The sequence below is a fragment of the Brachyspira pilosicoli genome (assembly GCF_008016535.1).
Classification (GTDB): domain Bacteria; phylum Spirochaetota; class Brachyspiria; order Brachyspirales; family Brachyspiraceae; genus Brachyspira; species Brachyspira pilosicoli_A.
Genome location: NZ_SAXY01000002.1, coordinates 26416 through 45860, shown reverse-complemented (window position 1 = coordinate 45860; position 19445 = coordinate 26416). Strand labels below are relative to the sequence as shown.

Genomic DNA, 19445 nt, shown 5'->3' with positions numbered 1-19445 from the left:
ACTATAAATAATTTAAATTCTGTGCTATAATCTCTTTTCATAGTAGCATCCTTTTTATTTGTTTTATGTTCAAAATATTATAACAAGGATACTGCTTTTTTTATACTAAAAAATGTCCAATATCTCACACTCCTAAACAATACCAACTACAAATCTATTGACTTTTTTTAATCAAAAATATATATTTAAATTATATTAAATAGAAGGAGATGTATTATGTTAAAAAGAATTATCTTATCTATTATTCTTGCTTTGGCATTAATAACAACTGTTCCTACTCAAGCACATGCAGCCTATTCTGATGGTGCTGCTATTGGTGCTGCATTTATGGGAGGTTTTCCTGCTAGTACTTCTTTAGGCTTAACAGGACAATTTAAAGGCGTTCCTTTAATGTTTGGAGTAACAGGCAGAATATTATTTGGTGAAGGTTATCAGCTTTTCGGTATTGGATTTACTATGGATTGGTGGGGTTTAAAAATTCCTTTGTTGAAAGATTCAGTTGGTATTCATTTCTATTTAGGACCTGGACTTGGAGCAAGCGTTGATTTTGGAAGCCAATATTGGAATATTAGTGCTGCTTTAAGAGTGCCTATAGGATTCTCTTTTATATTTGCTAAAAACTGGGAAGTATTTGTGGAATTGGCTCCTAGTGTAGGTGTACTTAGTGTTGGAAGCGGCGGATTTAGATTATTAGGTATATATATAGGTGAAGGCGGAAGCGGTTTTGATTTTGGTTCATTCTTTGGCTTTGCTGGTCAATTAGGATTTAGATACTGGTTCTAATATTCAAGTTTTGCTAAAATTATGGCTTAATCTTTTCTGATTAAGCCTTTTTAGTATTAAAAGTTTATTTATCTATAAAATCTTACTCTTTTATAAACTCAAATATATCTATTAATTTCTTACCTTCATTTATAGTATTTCTGTTTTTTATAAACAATATTGCTGTTTTTATTAAGGCTCTCTCCATCATAAGTTTTTTATCAGATAATTCTAAAGATGATATTTCGGCTACTTTAGAATCCCCCACTGTTCTTCTTATTATCTCTGTGCCTGCATATCCTATAGAATCTGATAATATAGAACTCAAATAATATTCTTTAAAACTCTCATTTTTATAAAGACTAAATGTAACTATATCATCATACTTCTTTCTTAAAGAAATATTTATTTTATCAAATGTATCTATTATTGTTTTATTTATCCATTGAACAAAATCTTTATTATTAGAAAAATAAGTTTTATTAGCCAAAGAGAAAAATAAGTTTCCTATAACATTACCAATGTCGTATCCTATAGGTCCATAAAATGCAAACTCTGGATCTATTATTTTTATGCCGTTTTTGTTTATAAATATGGACCCAGTATGCAAATCTCCATGTATAAGTGCCTGAGAATAATTCATAAACCTATCTCTCAATTTGCATATTTCAAATTTTAAGCTTTCATCATTATACAAAAACTTCTCTACAAAATCTTCTTGCCCCTTAGATATTATATTTCTATTTTTATAATTATAATAAGGCTCTGTTAAAACTAAATCCTCTGTAATATCGCATAATTCTTTATTTATAAAAAGCTTCACATTATCTTTTTTCTCTGCTCTATCCATTACTAAATCAGTTGTCGGAAGCAAAACATTAGATAAAAAATCAGCTATCTCATCAGAAAAATTATCGAACTGTTTTTCTTCTAATAACTCTTTACGCATATTTTTATAATCAGATATATCTTCCATAGCCAAAGCATGCATATTCTCATCATAAGAATAAACTTTAGGTATATGATTAGGCGACAAAGAATACTCTATTTTTAATATTTCAGCTTCTATCTTGCTTCTATAAACATCTAAAGCCCTGCCAGAAGAGCGTAAAAACTCATCAGCCTGCTTTATTATGATAGATTTTTTATCTTTATTAAAAACCTTAAACACATAATTTATATTACCGTCTCCTATTTCAATAGCATCGATTTCTTCATCTTCATTAAAATACTTTAAAACCTTCTTACAATATTCCTTGACATCTTCTGTATTCATTAAAAAGTGCTTATCAAATTTACACATTATTTATATCCTTAAACTAGTATTATCACTAATATTATATTAATAAAACGCAAAAAATACCACTAAAATACAATTATACAATATAAAAATTACAACTAATAAACAATACTTCATAAAAAATATAAACATTAAATTTGATATAATATCATTATAATGGTATACTTTAGAGTAAAGCTATTATAGGGTTGTTTTTAAGTGGAAAAGTATATACTAGATAATGATTTAGATAATATAAGCAAACTCATAGAACATATATGTCTAAAAATAAATAAATACATAATAGATACTGACCTTTTCTCATCAGCATTATATGAAGTAATAATAAATGCCATAGAGCACGGCAATCTCAATATATTGTATGAACAAAAAAAAGAGTGGCTTCAAAAAAATATATATAATAAAAAATTAAAAGAATTACTAAAAAGCGAGCTTGCAAAAAATACTAATATAGAATTAACTTTAGATATAAATGAAAATGATAAAATTATCATAATTAAAGTAAAAGATAATGGAGAAGGCTTTAATATAAAAAGAGCATTAAAAGCAATTAAAGATGATGGTTTCGCTAGAGAAAGCGGAAGAGGAATTATAATAATAAAATCCTATTTTGATGAAGTAAAACATAATAAAAAAGGAAATGTTATTACGCTCATTAAAAAATTCAATAAGAATATATAAAATGACAATAAAGAGAAAACTATTATGCCTAAAAAAGTCAAAGATACTAAATTTTTTCATAAATCTCCTGAAATAAAATTGGACACTGGTTTTGTTACACTAGAAAGATTTATAGCTATAAATGAATATGATGACGGCAGTTTTTCAAAAGAATATAATTGCGACATCATTAATAGAAAAGGCTCTGATGCTGTTATAATAGTTCCATATACTTATATAAATAATCAAATGCATGTACTTATGATTAAAAATTTCAGACCCGTAGTTTATTATAAAGAAAAAGTATTAAATAACAAAACTGCTGAGGAAATAGATGAAAATATTATGTCATTTTTAGAGTTTCCTGCTGGAATGCTTGAAGAAGATGAACTTAATATGAAAGACAGCAATATGGGTATAAGAAAATGTGCTCAAAGGGAATTAGAAGAAGAAACAGGCTATAGTGCTAATATAAAAAATATTAAAGTTTTAGGTCATCAGTATTACAGCTCTTCTGGAATTATTACAGAGAGAATAAATATTGCTACATGCGATATAACAGGATTAAAACCTAAAAAAGTGAAAACAGACGGTTCTGTTATGGAAGAGAACATTGATTCTTTTTTTGTAGAGTTTACTGAGGCAATAAAGTGGTGCAAAGAAGGCATAATAAAAAATGCAGGTACAGAAATAGGCTTAAACAGACTTTATTTTTCAATACTCTATGAACAGCAAAAAAAGCATACCGATATTTTACAAAAAAGATTGGTTTCTTTATTTAATGAAATAAACTCTTTGAAAAAAAGTGTTAATTATTATAATAAGCTTATAAGAGAGTTTAAGGCAACTATCACTCATGAACTAAGACATCCATTTACAGAGATAATGGGATATATTAACTTATTAAAAAGAAAAACTCTTGCTGAAGATAAAAAAGAAGAGGCTATTAATGTTATATCTAGGAGTATAAAAAAACTATATGACAATAATAATAATTTAATACAAATTGCTATTAAAGATGATGAGAGCTATAGTTATACTTCTGAATTTAATGTTGAAGATGAATTAAACTCAATAATAGAAGGATATAAAATTATATACCCAAAAGATATTAAAACAGAAATCAATATAGAAGAAAATTGTAAAACTTTAATAGGATACAAAGAGAGATTTAGATTAATAATGGAAGGTATAATCTCTAATGCATTTAAATTTACAAAGTCTGGCACAATATCTATAAATGTTAGAATGCTTGATCCTATTGAAACTAAAGTTATAGATTTATCACCAGACTTATTTAATTATCATTCTATGCAAAACATCATGCCAAATGAAATAGAAATTACAGTAAAAGATACAGGCAAGGGAATAAAGCAAAACAAACTAAAGAAAATCTTTATACCATTCTATCAAAGCGACTCAAGATTTGAAAGAGAATACGGCGGCATAGGAATAGGTTTATCTGTAGTTAAAGACCTTCTTGATACTATGCAAGGTGCCATTGCAATAGATAGTTCTGAAGGTGCTGGTACAATAGTAAAATTAAGAATACCGTTTGGAGTTGTAAATACTTCCAAAAATTAATTTTTATTCCATATAAGCCATATAAGCAGATAATACTGTTATGCTGTCTTCTTCAGTGCTTTGATTTTCTTCAGCATAATCAAAGTATGTAGATAAAAGTGCATAATCACTGTAGCCATCTTCGCTATATACATTCTCTTCTTGTTGTTCTTGTGAAACAGCTGTTGAAGCTACTATTGGAGCAGATGCTGTATTATTATTGTTGTTAATGACTACACCTATTCCAACAAATATCAATAACATAGCTGCTATAAAAGCAATATAAGGTACAAATTTAAATTTCTTTTTGGTATTATTAACTTCTATAGGCATCTTACCCGTTAAAATAGATGACATAGCAAAAATTTCTTCTTTAAACTTTCTGCACTTAGCACATTCATGCAAATGCTCTTCCATTTCTGCTATTTCTTCATCATTTAAATCATTATCTTTATATCTGCTGACAAGCATTTCATAATACTCATGTGTGTTGTTCATAAAGTTACCCCCATTTTTTTTATTATTTCTAATAATTTCTTTCTTGCCCTAAATATCCTTGTTCTCACGGTATTAATAGGCAAGTCCAATTTCTCAGATATCTCAGTATAAGAATAATTCTCATATTCTGCCATCATAAGAGGTATTCTAAAATCATCCTCCAACTTAGATAAACTCTCAGCTACAATTATTTTATTTATACTATCATTATCATGAGCTTCCTGCATCTGGGCATTTCTGTATTCTTTAAGTCTGTATCTCTTTTCTCTTTCTTTTTTTCTTATATGGTCAACTGTCCTATTAAAAGAAACCCTATAAAGCCAAGTATAAATCTTAGACCGTCCCTCAAAGCTCTCTCTCTTTATATAAAAGCTAACAAAAACATCCTGTATAATCTCCTCTGCCTCATCATAATTAGAAACAAGAGAATATACTAGATTAATCAAAGGTTTTTTATAAGCCTCCATAAGTTCTTTGAAAGCAGCTTCATCTCCATTTTTAAAAGCTTCTAAAAAATTATTTTCATCAAATGCCATCTCTACACCACTCATAAAAAATAATTACCTCATTTTGCAATTGAGAAGCTGAGATCTTTGATGAGGTGTTAATACATCTATTATATCTAAATCCCGAACCATTTTTAAATAATCTCTCTCCGCTTCATAATCTTTTTTAGATTTAATAAGATTTCTCAACATATTTCTATCTGGATTATCCTTAATAAGTTCTTCTCTTATATTATAGTCTATTTTTTCTATTTCTAGTCTAATGTTTTCTTCTTCTTGAACAAATTTAATAGCTATATCATAAACCTTTTTTGTTTGCTCTTCTGTTAATACAATGCCTGCCATTTGTAAAAATCGTAAAGCATCCGGACCCAATTTATCAGTTCCTCTATGCATTCCTCTGCCGCCGCCCATTCCTCTGCCATGCCTAGGTGCAGGAGGCTGTGCAATAAGGAGTGATGAAAATAATAATATAAATAATAATATAAGCCTTTTTCTCATGTACTAACCTTAACCTCTTTAATCAAATATATCTCTTTATTCAAAATATTAGACGTATATAAATGGAAAAAAGTTCCCTATTTATATATATATTTTATATTATTTTAGTCTATTTACAAAATATTTCAAGGAAATTAAATAAATTAACTATTTCAATAAATACTATTTTCATATATAATCAATATACTATTAAAATATTAAGGCTATTATATATGTATAAAATACTATTTCTTGATAATGATAATAAAATAATAAATATAGCTAATAATTCAAAAGAAAATAATAGAACTATATTATATAAATTAGCAAAACATATTGCAGAAAAAAACAATAATAAAGCAGATATTACTGAATTAGATGATAAAATAACAATAACAAATAATGATTTTAAATATGAATTATTCTTTAGTAAAGAAAATAATATAAACATAAAAATAATTAAACATAAAGATAAATTAGCTTTTAATAATATTACATATTTAGAAAATGAATTTTATAATTATATAAGTACTATTAATATTATAGAAGCAAAAAATACATTAAAAAAAATTAATGAATCAATTAAAGACAATATGTGGTTAGATTTTATGATTAATGATTATAAAATAGACTTGCATATAGTAGGAAGCAATGATTTATCTTGTTATCATGATATAGAGATAATATTTAAAAATGTAATACATATAGAATGTGATACACATTTTAATGCTTGCCCATCAGAATATGATGTTTTTAGAGTAGATGAAAACTATAACGATTCTAATATAAAAATAAATATTCATACAGATAATAAAACATTTTATATAATATGTGAGGATATAGATTATAATAACAAAATAGTAAGATATGATTATAATTATAACTCCCTATATTCTCTTGATAAAGAAAATATAATAAAAAAATATGAACTAATAAAAGAAAATGATAAATGGTATCAGGAAAAAGAAAACTCACATAAAGCATTAATTTTTACAGATAAGTTTTTTAACACTAATGATACTATTGGAATAATATTTAGAATATATAAATTATGTTTTGCTAAAGTAAAATATTTTAGGACATTTTATTATAAGTTTGAATATTATAAATATGATTATAAAAGAGGATTTGTAGAAACAGAGCTATGGGATGTTGAGTTTTTTAAGCATATAGATTCTGGGTTAATGATATATTTAAGATATTTGCAGTCTATAACTGTTTATGAAGACTTTGTAAAATTTTGTAATGAGCTTGATAATTATTCTAAATAATAAAAAATTATATTGAAAACATAAAAAAATAATATATAATATTTTAAAATAGAAAAACAGGAATGTAAATGAAAGCAATAATAATAATACCTACTTACAATGAAAAAGATAATATAGAAAAAATGCTTAATACTGTATTGGCATTACCAGAATATATAGAAATACTAGTAGTTGATGATAATAGTCCGGATGGTACAGCAAGTATTGTTGAAAAATATTTGAATAACAATAGAGTCCATTTATTAAAAAGAGAAAAGAAAGAAGGACTTGGACCTGCTTATATAGCTGGGTTTAAACATTCTTTTCAGTATAATCCTGATTATGTTATAGAGATGGATGCAGATTTTTCTCATGACCATAATTTTGTTATTAATTTTGTTGATAGAATGGAAAAAGAGAATTTGGATTTGGTGATAGGTTCAAGGTATTGTAATGGTATTAGTGTAGTTAATTGGCCTTTAAGAAGATTATTTTTATCATATTATGGAAATAGATATGCTTCATTTATATTAGGTTCAAAGATAATGGATATTACTGGCGGATTTAAGTGTTTTAGAGTATCTGTGTTAAAAACTATGAACTTTGACAATATTTTATCGGCTGGATATTCTTTCCAAATAGAGATGAATTATTCTTTTGAAAGCAATGGTAAAAAAATAGCAGAAGAGCCTATTATATTTTATGAAAGAAGAAGCGGTCAATCAAAAATGTCTAAAAATATAATAACTGAAGCATTATTTAGAGTTGTTCGTTTAAGATTTAGAGATAAGTCAAAATATTTTAATAAATAATTACATATTAGTCAATTCTAGCACCTATACTTTTAAACTGTTCCAAAAAGTTAAAAGAAGATTTATTAATGGACTCAGCATCATCTATAATAATATCATTATTAGATACTGTAGAAGCAATACTTAAAGCCATAGCTATACGATGATCGTTATGAGAGGTGGTGCTTCCTCCCTCTAACTTTTCAACACCCTCTATATAGATTTCATCATCTGTAACCTCTATTTTTGCCCCTATTTTAGTGAAACTATCTTTTAAATCATTAATTCTATCGCTTTCTTTATATCTTAAACGGCTTGCATTATATAGTTTTGTAGTTCCTTTAGCAGTAGAAGCTAATGCTGTAATAATAGGAGCTAAATCTGGTATATCTGACACATCTATATCCATAGCATGAAGTCTTCCTGTTTTTTTAACTGTAATAGAACAATCTTCATTACAATTAATAGAAGCCCCCATAAACTTTAAAATATTTAATATTTCTTTATCACCTTGTATAGAATATTTATTTAATCCATAAAGGGTAACCTCTCCTCCCAAAGTACCAGCAGCAGCAAAAAAAGCAGCATGCGACCAATCGGACTCTATTTCATAGTTAAGAGCTGAATATTCTTGAGAGCCATATATTTCTATAAGTGAGTTTTCCATGTTTTTTGATATTTCTATCTTTGCCTCTTTCAATGTTTTTAAAGTCATAAACACATAAGGAGATGATTCTAATTCGCCTTCAATTATAATTTTAGAATTACCCTCAAGCAAAGGAGCAGCAAACAATAAACCGCTTATAAACTGACTGCTGATATTACCTTTTATTGTAAAATCTCCGCTTTTTAATTGACCTTTTATTGTAAGAGAATCTTCTTTTTTATCAAAAAATAATCCTTGTTCTTTCCATATTTGTTCATATACCGATATAGGTCTAGAAAATAGTTTTTTAGAACCAATAAAAGTAGTATTAATATTAAGTGCAGACATTATAGGAATAAGAAGTCTTAAGCTAGTGCCAGACTCTTTAACATCAACCACTATATCATTAATAGAATTATCTTTTTTAGGAATAACTCTCAAATAATCTAACTCTGGAACTAAGTCAGCAAAATTAGAAATAGCATTTTTTGTTACTTCTATATCATCACCTACATTTTTCATCCAAGGTTTTAATATGCTTATCTCTTTAGAAAGAGCGGCAGCTATTAAAGCCCTATGGGCATCACTTTTACTTATTTGTATATATAAAGAACCATAAATATCATAAGAAGGTTTTACTACTAAAGACATACGAATCTCCAAAAACAATTATTGCAAAATAGAATCAATAAACTCTTCAGCATTAAACTCTCTAAAATCTTCTACCTTCTCACCAAAACCTCCATAATATATAGGAAGCGATAAATAATGAGCCACACTTATAGCAACCCCCCCCTTAGCAGAACTATCTAATTTTGAAACAATAGCACCTTGTATATTTAAAGCATTAGTAAATACTTTAGCCTGCTCTATACCATTATGCCCAACATTAGCATCTAATACAAGTATAGGCACAAAATTAAACTCGCTAAATCTTTCTGTAGCTATTTTTTTCATCTTTTCTAATTGTTTAACTAAATTATCCTGATTGTGAAATCTGCCAGCCGTATCAACTATTACTATATCAGCATTTGTTGCTTTTGCTTTATCTAAAGCAGAAAATAATACACTAGCTGGGTCTCCTGCTTGCTGACCTTTAACTATTGTTACAGATAATCTATTAGCCCATTCTTCAAGCTGTTCTATAGCGGCTGCTCTGAATGTGTCTGATGCTGCTAAAATTATTTTATGATTTTGTTTTAATATGTTTGCTAATTTTGCAATCGAAGTAGTTTTGCCTACACCATTTACACCCACTATAAATAATATATTCTTTTCTTTTAATTCTATTTTTTTATTTATGAACTTAGATATTAAAATCTCTCTTAAATGCTTTTTTACTTCTGATGAATCTTTTATATTTTCTTTTTCTACAACTTCTCTTAATTTTGAAATAATATCTTTTGTAGTTTCTACTCCTGCATCTGCTGTTATAAGCATATTCTCTAAACTTGCAAAAAACTCATCATTAATTGAAGATTTATTAAATAATGATGATAAAGAAAATTTTGATTTTGAAGTTGTTAAAGACACTTGAGGTTTTTTCGATTTATTTTTTAATACCAATAATATTATTAAAGCTAAAATTACAACAACAGCTATTATTATATATAAATTTTGCATCTATTTATTCTCCAGTAAAAAATTTATTATAATATTATATAAGCTATTAATATTTTTTCAAGTTATGTAATTTTCTAATATGTTTAGGAGTATGAGATATTGGACATTTTTTAGTATAAAAAAAGCAGTATCCTTGTTATAATATTTTTGATATATAAAACAAATAAAAGGATACTACTATGAAAAAAGATTATAGCACAGAATTTAAATTATTTATAGTGGATGAAGCATTAAAAACTAAAAATATTAAAAGATTTTTAAAGATAGAAAAAATAAATAAATCCACTTTTTATACTTGGCTTAAGAAATATAAATACACTGGAACTGTCGCTAATTTTAGTACTAAGCCAAAAACTTCTCCAAATATCTTTAATAATCAAAAAGCTATTAATTTAATTATTGAACTCTATACTAAAGAATATCGAGGTAAGCATTACATTAAAGCATATCTAAATCGTGAAGGCATTAAGATAGGTGTTACAGCTATAGAGAATGTACTAAAAAGAAATAATCTTTGGAGATACAAAATAAAAAAGAAAAAGAAGCGATATGATAAACGAAAATTTGTCTCTAAAATACAAAAAGAAGGCAAAATAGTTCAAATAGACACTAAATATATCAAATTAGGCAGAAAAAGAGTTTATCAATTCACTGCTGTAGATTTAGCTACACGTTATAGTTGGAGAGAAATCTATGAAGATAAAACACCTTCTAGTGCTTTATCTTTCTTAAAATATGTCTTAAAAACTTCACCTTTTAAGATACAGGCTATACAAACGGACAATGGTATGGAATATACTTATCGCTGTATTAATACTCCTAAAATCAATATTTTTGATGAATACTGCTTAAAAAATAAATTAGAGAGGAGATATATTCCTATAGCAACACCAAGATACAATGGCGTAGTAGAAAGAGTACACGGCATAGACGAAAGAGAATTTTATTCACGATTAAATAAAAATATCACAGTAGAATTATTGAGAGAAAAATTAAAAGAATATACACATTTTTATAACAATCAAAGATTGATTTCTTCGTTAGGTTATATTACAATCAAAGAAAGAATCAAAAATATTATAGCAAGTAAAAGTACAATATCTATGGCTCCATGACATGATATTATATAAAGATACAATATGATTAATTATCTTTGCTGTCTTCTAACTTTTCTACTATAACTTTATCTATTCTAGCTCCGTCCATATCAACTATCTCTAAAGATAAGTTTTTCCAGTTTATGGATTCTCCCTCTTTTGGTACATGCTGTAATAATTCTAATATTAGTCCGCTTATAGTGTTATAGTTATTTGATATGTTTTCATCTTCTATTTCAAAATATTCTAAAAAGTCATAAATAGGGCATTGTCCGTCTACAAAATACCCGCCGTTTTTTCTTTTTCTTATATCCATATTTTTGTTTGTCTCGCTAATAGAGCCAACCAAAGCAGAAAATATATCATGCTGTGTAATCATACCGTCTATATTTCCAAACTCATCTGATATAAAGCCTATTTTAGTATTATTTTTTTTCATTTCTTCCAATACTAAATAAACTTCCATATTGTTGTGAAAGTATGTAGCTTTTTGTGCATATTTTTCAATTTTTGCTTTGCTGTTATTTAATTTGTCAAATATTTCATTTATTTTTATAACGCCAATTATATTATCTAAAGTTTTGTCTATTAGAGGGTATATAGTATAAGGATTTTTGGATATTGTTTTTTTTATTTCATCATTAGTCATATTTATATCCAAATATACTATATCAGCTCTATGAGTCATAATAGATTCTATTTTTCTATCCCCTAAAAAAAATGCTCTTTCTATAATATCTTGTTCTACTTCTTTTACTTCTCCGCCTTGTTTTCCTTCTTCTACCATAGATTTTATTTCTTCTTCTGTTATAGGTGTTTTTTCATCTTTTATGCCCAAAGTTCTAGAAACTATAATAGCACTGTTTGATAATATCCACACAAAAGGGGCTCCTATTTTTGATAATATAGTCATAGGGCTAGCCACAGCTTTTGCTATTTTTTCAGGCATAACCATGCCCAACCTTTTTGGTACTAATTCTCCAAATATTAATGTTAAATAAGTTACTAATGCTACTATTATTACTTGTGATATTACTAGAGAATATGATGCTGGGATATTTATTTTTAGTAAGAGGTTTGATAAATCTTTTGATATAGTGTCTCCTGAGTATATACCTGTTAGTATTCCTATTAATGTTATACCTATCTGTATAGTTGATAAAAACTTATCTGGTTCATTAGCTAAATCTAAAGCTATTTGTGCATTTTTATTTCCGTCTTTAATGTCTTTTGTTAAAGAACTTTTTCTTGCCGATATTATAGCTATTTCCGACATAGCAAATATTCCATTTAAAAGTATTAATATTATAATAATAATTATGTCCATTATATTCCCTTAAAAAAGTAGTAGATTTTACTCATGAAAAAATAAGATTGATTTTTGAAAATGTTATTACTCAGCGGCATATTTGTTAATAATTTCCTATATTTTAATATTTTATAATATATAAAAAAAATTACAATAGCTATTTTTATTAGTGTTTTTTGATTATATCAAATATATAATTGCTAAAAATCATTAAACATGTATAATTAGTTTTAAAAACAAATTAGGATTGTTTATGAAAAACTATTTAGAATTATTAAGAAAAGTTTTAGAAGAGGGTGAAGATATTAAAGACAGAACTGGGGTTGGCACGAGAAGAATATTTGCTCCGCAGTTAAGATTTAAATTTGAAGATAATAAAATACCTATTATAACTACAAAAAAAGTATTTATGAAAGGTGTTATAATAGAATTGTTATGGTTTTTGCAAGGCTCAACAAATATAAAATTTTTGCTTGAAAATAATGTACATATATGGGACGAGTGGGCTGATGATATGGGAGAGCTTGGACCAGTATACGGAAAGCAGTGGAGAGCTTGGGAGACTAAAGAAGGAAATAAAATAGACCAAATTTCTAATGTTGTTAATACATTAAGAAATAACCCAACAAGCAGAAGAAATATTTTGAATGCATGGAATGTGGGAGAGATTGATAAAATGCATTTGCCTCCTTGCCATATGATGTGCCAATTTTTTGTTAATAATGAAGGCGGAATAATAACTCATTTATATCAACGTTCTGCAGATTTGTTTTTGGGTGTTCCTTTTAATATAAGCTCTTATGCTATACTTACAAGGCTTTTAGCTATGCATAGCGGGCTTAAAGCTTCAGAATTAATAATGACATTTGGCGATGCCCATATTTATAATAATCATATGGAGCAAGTTAAACTTCAGCTTTCAAGAGAGCCATATGAACAGACTACAGAATTGTTTATAGAAGAGCGTCCGAATATATTTAGCCATGTTTATGAGGATTTTAGATTAGAAGGCTATAAATATCACCCAACTATAAAAGCGGAGGTGGCTGTTTGATAGTATCATTAATTGCCGCAGTTGATTCAAAAAACGGCATAGGCTTAAATGGTGTAATGCCTTGGGGGCACATTAAAGAGGATATGCAGTTTTTTAGAAGCACTACCACAGGATATGCTGTTGTTATGGGGAGAGTTACTTTTGAGTCATTAGGTTCAAAGCCTCTTCCAAACAGAAAAAACATTGTTATATCATCTAATAAAAATGAGCTTTCAGATAAATACGACAACCTTTTTTATGATGACAATTTTGAAAATGCTATTTCTAAATTATTATTAGAAAAGCATAGTCAAATATTTATTATAGGAGGGGAGTCCATTTATAAAAGAGCGATTTGTTATGCTGATAAAATATATCTCACTCATATAAATAAAGACTATAATTGCGACAGATTTTTTCCAGAAGTAGACAGCAAATTATTTTCTTCAAAAATATTAAAGAACTTTGTTTATGATGATGCAGATGTTAATATTGTGGAATATACTAAAAATTTTTAGCTTTGTAAACTGTAGGTTGTAAAATCTTTCCACACGTTATTACTTATTATTGTATAAAACAAAATATTTTATTAATTATATTATAATTAATAAATAATTAGTTTTAAAATCTTTATACTTTTAGTTATATAAACAATATTTTATATGTTATATAACTGATAATTCTTTATATAAAAATTGCAGTTCTTTTGCTTCTTTTATACCAATAAAAGAAGTGGGGGTGCGGGGGCAAAGCCACCGCAAATAAAAAAATTAAAAATATTTTCATAAAATATAGTTTTTAGATATTTAACAGAATAAAAAGTGTTATGTAATTTTTACTTTATAATATATAATCTTGTTATCAATAAATGATTATAGAGGAATATTATGAAGAGATTGTTATATTTATCAATTTTGTTTATTTCAGTTATTTCGTTTATTTGTGTTTCTTGTGCAAGTAAAAAAGATAGTAATTTGCAAGTTTATTATAACGGCAATATTATAACTATGGAAGGAAACACAGAAGATACTCTATATGCTAAGGCTTTAGAAGTAAGTAACGGAGTAATCACAAAAGTGGCATACACTGATGAAGAAGCAAATAATTTAATAAAAAATAAATCAGCAGTAGATTTGAAAGGTAAAACTTTAATGCCTGCTTTTATAGATGCACATAGTCATATAATAAGTTTTGCTCAGGCTCTTACAACAGTAGATTTATCAGGCACAGCAAATGTAGCAGAAATTGATTCAAGGTTAGAAGATTATATAAAAAACAATAATCTTACAAACGGTGCTTGGGTTATAGGTTTTGGTTATGATAATAATTTACTTCCAGATAAAAAAAATCCTACAAGAGATGATTTAGATAAAGTTTCTACAAACTTAGCTATATTTATTACGCATGCATCTGGACATGTTGGAAGCATGAACTCTAAGGCATTAGAATATTTTGGTGTAGATGAAAATACTCCAGATATAGAAGGCGGGGTTATAGAAAGATATCCTAATAGCAGAAAGCCTACAGGTTATATGGAAGAGGCTGCTTTTATGAAATATGCTAGAGAGGTTGATTTTAAGGTTAGTGATGAAGACATGATGAACTTTGTTAATCAGGCAGAAGATTTTTATTTAAGTTATGGTATTGCAACTGCTCAAAACTCTTTAATAGTTAATACTGATTTCCCATTAATAGAGAATATGATAACAAATAATAGATTTAAAATAGATATAATAGGTTTTATAGATTTAAAGAATGCTCCTAATATTTTTGATGAACATAAAGATTTAATTGGTAAGTATAGCAATAGATTTAAAATATCAGGCTACAAAATATTTTTAGATGGTTCTCCTCAGGCTAAAACGGCTTGGTTAAAAGAGCCTTATATAACAGGAGAGAAAGGCTATAGAGGATATCCTATACATGATTATAACACTGTAAAAGAATATGTAAGAAAATCTTTTGATGATAAAATGCAATTGCAGGCTCATTGTAATGGGGATGCAGCTGCCGAGCAATATGTTGATGCAATATCTGAGGTTATGACAGAGAGAAATACTACAAATAATTATAGAGCTGTATTGGTTCATAGCCAGATTGTAAAAGAAAATGAATATAAAAGAATGAGTGAGTTTAATATAATACCTTCCTTATTTGTTGCTCATATATATTATTGGGGCGATACTCATATAATAAACTTAGGAATGGAGAGAGCTTCTCAAATAAGTGCAAGTAAAACTGCATTAGAAAATAATTTACCTTTTACATATCATCAAGACACACCAGTTATAAAACCTAATATGATAGAAACTATAAGCTGTGCTTTAAATAGAACTACAAAAGATGGAGTATTACTTGGAAAAAATCAGAAGATAGATGCTCTAAATGCTTTTAAGGCTATCACAATAAATGCAGCTTATCAAAATGGAGAAGAGGATATAAAAGGAAGTTTGAAAGAGGGTAAATTAGCAGATTTAGTAATACTTTCTGCTGCCCCATTAAAAATAGATAGTAAAGATATGAACAGTATAGAAGTTTTAGAAACAATAAAAGAAGGAAAAACTTTATACAAAAAATAATATAAAAATAGATATAAAAAATAATAAAAGGAGTAAAATTATATGGTTAGTATAATATCAGATATGGACGGAGTAATTTATAGAGGAAACAATTTAATAGATGGTGCTAAAGATTTTATTAATATGCTTTTAGAAAAAAATGTATCTTTTTTATTTTTAACAAACAATGCAGAGCAGACACCTATTGATTTAAAAAGAAAATTAGAATCTCTTGGTGTATCTGGTTTAGAAGATAAACATTTTTTTACAGCAGCACAAGCTACGGCAAATTTTCTAAAGACTCAGCAAGAGAATGGAAGTGCTTATGTGATAGGTACGGGCGGTTTAGTGAGTGAGCTTTATAATATAGGCTATAGTATAAATGATGTTAATCCTGATTATGTTGTAGTTGGTAAGACTAGTGCTTTTAATTTTGATATGCTTAAAAAGGCTGTTTCGCTTATAAATAAAGGTGCTAGGTTTATAGGTTGTAATCCAGACATAACAGACCCTGCTCCAGATGGCGAACTTATACCTGCAGTGGGACCTATACTTGCTGCTATAGAAACTGCCACTGGAAAAAAGCCTTATATAGTAGGTAAGCCTAATCCAATCATGATGTCTATTGCAAAAAATAAAATTAATGCACATAGTGAAAATACTGTAATGATAGGCGACAGAATGGATACTGATATACTTGGAGGGCTTGGTGCTGGAATGAGAACTTGTTTAGTATTATCTGGTGTTACAAAAATGGAGATGCTAAAAGAGTTTCCATATAAACCAAATTATGTATTTAATTCTGTGGCAGAAATAGATGTTGATAAACTTTGATATATATATTAAAGTTTTATTATGTTATAATTAATTATATAAAAAAAGGAGTTTATATATTATGGCTACACCGCATATATCAGCAAATAAAGGAGACATTGCAGAAACTATTCTTCTTCCGGGTGACCCTCTTAGGGCTAAGTTTATAGCAGAGAATTTTTTAGAGAATGTAAAGCAGTATAATAGTGTAAGAAATATGTTTGGATATACTGGAACATATAAAGGCAAAAGAGTTTCTGTTCAGGGCACTGGTATGGGTATACCTTCTTGCAGTATTTATTCTTATGAGCTTATACATTTTTATGATTGTAAGAATTTAATACGTATTGGTACTGCTGGTGCTTTAGTTGATAAACTTCATATTGGTGATTTAGTTATAGGAATGGGGGCTTGTACTGATTCTAATTATGCTTCACAGTATGAACTTCCTGGCACTTATGCTCCTATTGCTAGTTATGATTTACTTAGAAAGGCTGTTAATAAGGCTGATGAGATGAAAATAAACTATCATGTAGGCAATATTGTATCATCTGATGTATTTTATGGAGCTAATAATGCTACACCTAAATGGGCAAAAATGGGGGTGTTAGCTGTAGAGATGGAAGCTGCTGCTTTATATATGAATGCCGCATATGCAGGAGTGAATGCTCTTTGTATGGTAACTATATCAGATTCTTTGGTTACAGGAGAAGCTACAACAGCAGAGCAGAGAGAGAAAACTTTTACTAATATGATGGAAGTGGCTTTATCGCTTGCTTGATATATACGAAGATTATTGTTTTTTCTTGTTCTTTTTCCCGCGTACGAGCTGTACCACCTTGCCGCACGGTAATGTTATGCTTTAATTATAATTTCTTAGTCGTGCGGGAGAGTGCCTTTTAATGTACAATTAAATTATAAAATTTATAATAAAAATGCAGTTCTTTTGGTTCTTTTATACCAATACCGAAGGCACTTCCTACGGTCGTAAAAGAACTGGGGTGCGGGGCAAAGCCCCAGATATCAAAACTAAAATATAACTTTATTTTGATAAATATTTAATATATATTAGATATTTTAAAGGATACTATTTTTTATGTATATAGAAGAGTTAAGAAATAAGCAAAGAGAGTTTTTTAAAAGCGGTGATATGTTAGAATATTCTTTTAGAATAGAGCAGCTAAAAAAACTAAAGGCTATGATTATAAAAAATGAGGCTAATTTTATTAATGCTCTAAATAAGGATATGCTTAAACTTGAGTTTGAGGCTATTGGCACTGAATTATTTATTATAATTGATGAGATAAATTTGTTTATAAAAAAATTAAGAACTTGGATGAAAGATAAAAAAGTTAAAAGAAATTTCCTCACAATAGATTCTAAAACAATTATAATGAATAAACCTTATGGGGTATCACTTATAATATCGCCTTGGAATTATCCTTTGCAATTAACTTTTCTTCCTCTTATAGGCTCTATTGCAGGAGGTAATACTTCTATAATACTTCCTTCTCAATTAACAAGTAATGTTTATGATGTAATATATTCTTCTATAAAAGAAACATTTAATGAATAGTATATTGCTGTTGTAGATAAATCTTTTCCTGCAGAATATACTACAAAAATAGAATATGATAAAATATTTTTTACAGGCTCTCCTAGGGTTGGAAAAATTATAATGAATAATTCTTCTAATTTTTTAACTTCTCTTACTTTGGAGCTTGGAGGAAAATCCCCTGTTATAGTTGATGATAATATAAAAAATATCAATAAGGCTCTAAAGAGAATAATATGGGGAAAGTTTATTAATTCTGGGCAAACATGTGTGTCGCCTGATTATTTATTAGTAAACAAAAATATTAAAGATAAGTTTTTGGAGGCATTTAATACAGAAATAAAACTATTTGAAGATGAGAGAAAATTAAACAGAATTATCAATAAAAGTCATTATGATAGGTTAAAAAGTTATTTAAATGACGGAAAAATATTATATGGCGGTGAATATGATGATGAAAAATTATCTCTCGCAATTACATTAATAGAGCCTAATAGTTTAGAAAATAATGTTATGAGAGATGAGATATTTGGGACTATTTTCCCTATAATTTATTACAACACTAAAGAAGAGGCAAGAGATATTATAGATAAAGTATGTACTCACCCATTGGCTATGTATGTTTTTTCTGATGATAATAATTTTGTAGAACATTTCTTAAACAATATTTCTTTTGGCGGTGCATCTATAAATGATACTATAAGCCATATATTAAACAATAATGCTCCTTTTGGAGGAGTGTCAACAAGTGGAATAGGGGAGTATCACGGTTATTATAGTTTTGAATGCTTTACAAAGAAAACAACAGTATTAAAAAAGAGTTATAATTTTGAACTTAATACTAAATATCCTCCTTACAGCAAAAATATAAAAGCATTAAAGTTTTTGTTTGAGTTATTTAAGAAGTAAAAATTATTTTATATATAATATGATTTAAGTTCTGTAAATTTGCACTTTTTGCAACTTTTTGCTGCGGGAAAAAGTTGAATAAAACATACATC

At 27.6% G+C, this 19445-nt stretch carries 18 protein-coding genes and 1 pseudogene; 12 read left to right on the top strand and 7 right to left on the bottom strand.

Translation table 11 applies throughout. From position 1 onward, the window contains the following. Positions 1–216: 216 nt before the first annotated feature. Entirely contained in the window at positions 217–783 is a 567-nt protein-coding gene (locus tag EPJ72_RS00290) for a hypothetical protein (RefSeq protein ID WP_147730284.1), read from the top strand. 82 nt (positions 784–865) lie between these two features. Here EPJ72_RS00290 and mtnK read toward each other — a convergent pair whose 3' ends face one another. Continuing rightward, the gene (mtnK, locus tag EPJ72_RS00285; protein ID WP_147730283.1) at positions 866–2065 is read right to left on the bottom strand and encodes an S-methyl-5-thioribose kinase; all 1200 of its coding nucleotides are present in this window, start codon (positions 2063–2065) and stop codon (positions 866–868) included. Between the two features lie 195 nt (positions 2066–2260). On the opposite strand from mtnK, the gene EPJ72_RS00280 reads away from it, so the two are divergent. Continuing rightward, positions 2261–2743, top strand: a complete 483-nt coding sequence (locus tag EPJ72_RS00280; RefSeq protein WP_147730282.1) for an ATP-binding protein — start codon at positions 2261–2263, stop codon at positions 2741–2743. Positions 2744–2767: 24 nt separating this feature from the next. Further along, on the top strand, positions 2768–4306 hold the full coding sequence (locus tag EPJ72_RS00275; protein WP_147730281.1) for an ATP-binding protein: 1539 nt from the start codon (positions 2768–2770) through the stop codon (positions 4304–4306). A gap of 3 nt (positions 4307–4309) precedes the next feature. Here EPJ72_RS00275 and EPJ72_RS00270 read toward each other — a convergent pair whose 3' ends face one another. Genes EPJ72_RS00270 through EPJ72_RS00260 form a run of 3 tightly spaced genes read right to left on the bottom strand, consistent with a single transcriptional unit; the run spans position 4310 to position 5790 of the window. Further along, positions 4310–4783 (bottom strand): zf-HC2 domain-containing protein, encoded by a 474-nt coding sequence (locus EPJ72_RS00270; protein WP_147730280.1) that lies wholly within the window; start codon positions 4781–4783, stop codon positions 4310–4312. After that, positions 4780–5334, bottom strand: a complete 555-nt coding sequence (locus EPJ72_RS00265; protein WP_147730279.1) for an RNA polymerase sigma factor — start codon at positions 5332–5334, stop codon at positions 4780–4782. Before EPJ72_RS00265 ends, EPJ72_RS00270 begins: the two co-directional genes overlap by 4 nt. A gap of 9 nt (positions 5335–5343) precedes the next feature. Beyond that, complete coding sequence (locus EPJ72_RS00260) at positions 5344–5790, bottom strand: Spy/CpxP family protein refolding chaperone (RefSeq protein WP_147730278.1); 447 nt, start codon at positions 5788–5790, stop codon at positions 5344–5346. A 212-nt stretch (positions 5791–6002) separates the two neighbouring features. Here EPJ72_RS00260 and EPJ72_RS00255 point away from each other — a divergent pair, with 212 nt between their 5' ends. Further along, entirely contained in the window at positions 6003–7040 is a 1038-nt protein-coding gene (locus EPJ72_RS00255) for a hypothetical protein (RefSeq protein ID WP_147730277.1), read from the top strand. A gap of 68 nt (positions 7041–7108) precedes the next feature. Beyond that, positions 7109–7831 carry a polyprenol monophosphomannose synthase gene (locus EPJ72_RS00250; protein WP_147730276.1) on the top strand — a complete coding sequence of 241 codons (723 nt, stop codon included), beginning with the start codon at positions 7109–7111 and terminating at the stop codon, positions 7829–7831. 7 nt (positions 7832–7838) lie between these two features. Here EPJ72_RS00250 and aroA read toward each other — a convergent pair whose 3' ends face one another. Beyond that, on the bottom strand, positions 7839–9107 hold the full coding sequence (aroA, locus tag EPJ72_RS00245; protein ID WP_147730275.1) for a 3-phosphoshikimate 1-carboxyvinyltransferase: 1269 nt from the start codon (positions 9105–9107) through the stop codon (positions 7839–7841). Positions 9108–9125: 18 nt separating this feature from the next. Beyond that, entirely contained in the window at positions 9126–10079 is a 954-nt protein-coding gene (ftsY, locus tag EPJ72_RS00240; RefSeq protein ID WP_147730274.1) for a signal recognition particle-docking protein FtsY, read from the bottom strand. A gap of 179 nt (positions 10080–10258) precedes the next feature. Here ftsY and EPJ72_RS00235 point away from each other — a divergent pair, with 179 nt between their 5' ends. Continuing rightward, entirely contained in the window at positions 10259–11194 is a 936-nt protein-coding gene (locus EPJ72_RS00235; RefSeq protein WP_147730273.1) for a DDE-type integrase/transposase/recombinase, read from the top strand. A gap of 28 nt (positions 11195–11222) precedes the next feature. Here the strand turns inward: EPJ72_RS00235 and EPJ72_RS00230 are convergent, their stop codons facing one another. Next, positions 11223–12503 (bottom strand): hemolysin family protein, encoded by a 1281-nt coding sequence (locus EPJ72_RS00230; protein ID WP_147730272.1) that lies wholly within the window; start codon positions 12501–12503, stop codon positions 11223–11225. A gap of 235 nt (positions 12504–12738) precedes the next feature. Here EPJ72_RS00230 and EPJ72_RS00225 point away from each other — a divergent pair, with 235 nt between their 5' ends. The 6 genes and pseudogenes from EPJ72_RS00225 to EPJ72_RS00200 all read left to right on the top strand — a co-directional run bounded on the left by EPJ72_RS00225 (position 12739) and on the right by EPJ72_RS00200 (position 19353). Further along, a complete protein-coding gene (locus EPJ72_RS00225; protein ID WP_147730271.1) occupies positions 12739–13539 on the top strand; it encodes a thymidylate synthase in 801 nt (266 codons plus the stop codon). Then, positions 13536–14036 (top strand): dihydrofolate reductase, encoded by a 501-nt coding sequence (locus tag EPJ72_RS00220; protein WP_147730270.1) that lies wholly within the window; start codon positions 13536–13538, stop codon positions 14034–14036. Before EPJ72_RS00225 ends, EPJ72_RS00220 begins: the two co-directional genes overlap by 4 nt. Positions 14037–14405: 369 nt before the next feature. After that, positions 14406–16097, top strand: coding sequence for an amidohydrolase (locus tag EPJ72_RS00215; RefSeq protein WP_147730269.1), 1692 nt, complete (start codon positions 14406–14408; stop codon positions 16095–16097). 42 nt (positions 16098–16139) lie between these two features. Beyond that, positions 16140–16910: an HAD-IIA family hydrolase gene (locus tag EPJ72_RS00210; RefSeq protein ID WP_147730268.1), complete on the top strand. Its 771-nt coding sequence runs from the start codon at positions 16140–16142 to the stop codon at positions 16908–16910. Positions 16911–16971: 61 nt separating this feature from the next. Further along, positions 16972–17670 (top strand): purine-nucleoside phosphorylase, encoded by a 699-nt coding sequence (gene deoD, locus EPJ72_RS00205; RefSeq protein WP_147730267.1) that lies wholly within the window; start codon positions 16972–16974, stop codon positions 17668–17670. A gap of 315 nt (positions 17671–17985) precedes the next feature. Then, positions 17986–19353: pseudogene (locus EPJ72_RS00200) on the top strand (aldehyde dehydrogenase family protein). Positions 19354–19445 lie beyond the last annotated feature (92 nt).

Bases quoted from the DNA above. Each gene is read 5' to 3' on its own strand.
- EPJ72_RS00290 (WP_147730284.1), top strand. From the start codon at position 217: ATGTTAAAAAGAATTATCTTATCTATTATTCTTGCTTTGGCATTAATA.
- mtnK (WP_147730283.1), bottom strand. From the start codon at position 2,065: ATGTGTAAATTTGATAAGCACTTTTTAATGAATACAGAAGATGTCAAG.
- EPJ72_RS00275 (WP_147730281.1), top strand. From the start codon at position 2,768: ATGCCTAAAAAAGTCAAAGATACTAAATTTTTTCATAAATCTCCTGAA.
- EPJ72_RS00270 (WP_147730280.1), bottom strand. From the start codon at position 4,783: ATGAACAACACACATGAGTATTATGAAATGCTTGTCAGCAGATATAAA.
- EPJ72_RS00265 (WP_147730279.1), bottom strand. From the start codon at position 5,334: ATGAGTGGTGTAGAGATGGCATTTGATGAAAATAATTTTTTAGAAGCT.
- EPJ72_RS00260 (WP_147730278.1), bottom strand. From the start codon at position 5,790: ATGAGAAAAAGGCTTATATTATTATTTATATTATTATTTTCATCACTC.
- EPJ72_RS00255 (WP_147730277.1), top strand. From the start codon at position 6,003: ATGTATAAAATACTATTTCTTGATAATGATAATAAAATAATAAATATA.
- EPJ72_RS00250 (WP_147730276.1), top strand. From the start codon at position 7,109: ATGAAAGCAATAATAATAATACCTACTTACAATGAAAAAGATAATATA.
- aroA (WP_147730275.1), bottom strand. From the start codon at position 9,107: ATGTCTTTAGTAGTAAAACCTTCTTATGATATTTATGGTTCTTTATAT.
- ftsY (WP_147730274.1), bottom strand. From the start codon at position 10,079: ATGCAAAATTTATATATAATAATAGCTGTTGTTGTAATTTTAGCTTTA.
- EPJ72_RS00235 (WP_147730273.1), top strand. From the start codon at position 10,259: ATGAAAAAAGATTATAGCACAGAATTTAAATTATTTATAGTGGATGAA.
- EPJ72_RS00230 (WP_147730272.1), bottom strand. From the start codon at position 12,503: ATGGACATAATTATTATTATAATATTAATACTTTTAAATGGAATATTT.
- EPJ72_RS00225 (WP_147730271.1), top strand. From the start codon at position 12,739: ATGAAAAACTATTTAGAATTATTAAGAAAAGTTTTAGAAGAGGGTGAA.
- EPJ72_RS00215 (WP_147730269.1), top strand. From the start codon at position 14,406: ATGAAGAGATTGTTATATTTATCAATTTTGTTTATTTCAGTTATTTCG.
- EPJ72_RS00210 (WP_147730268.1), top strand. From the start codon at position 16,140: ATGGTTAGTATAATATCAGATATGGACGGAGTAATTTATAGAGGAAAC.
- deoD (WP_147730267.1), top strand. From the start codon at position 16,972: ATGGCTACACCGCATATATCAGCAAATAAAGGAGACATTGCAGAAACT.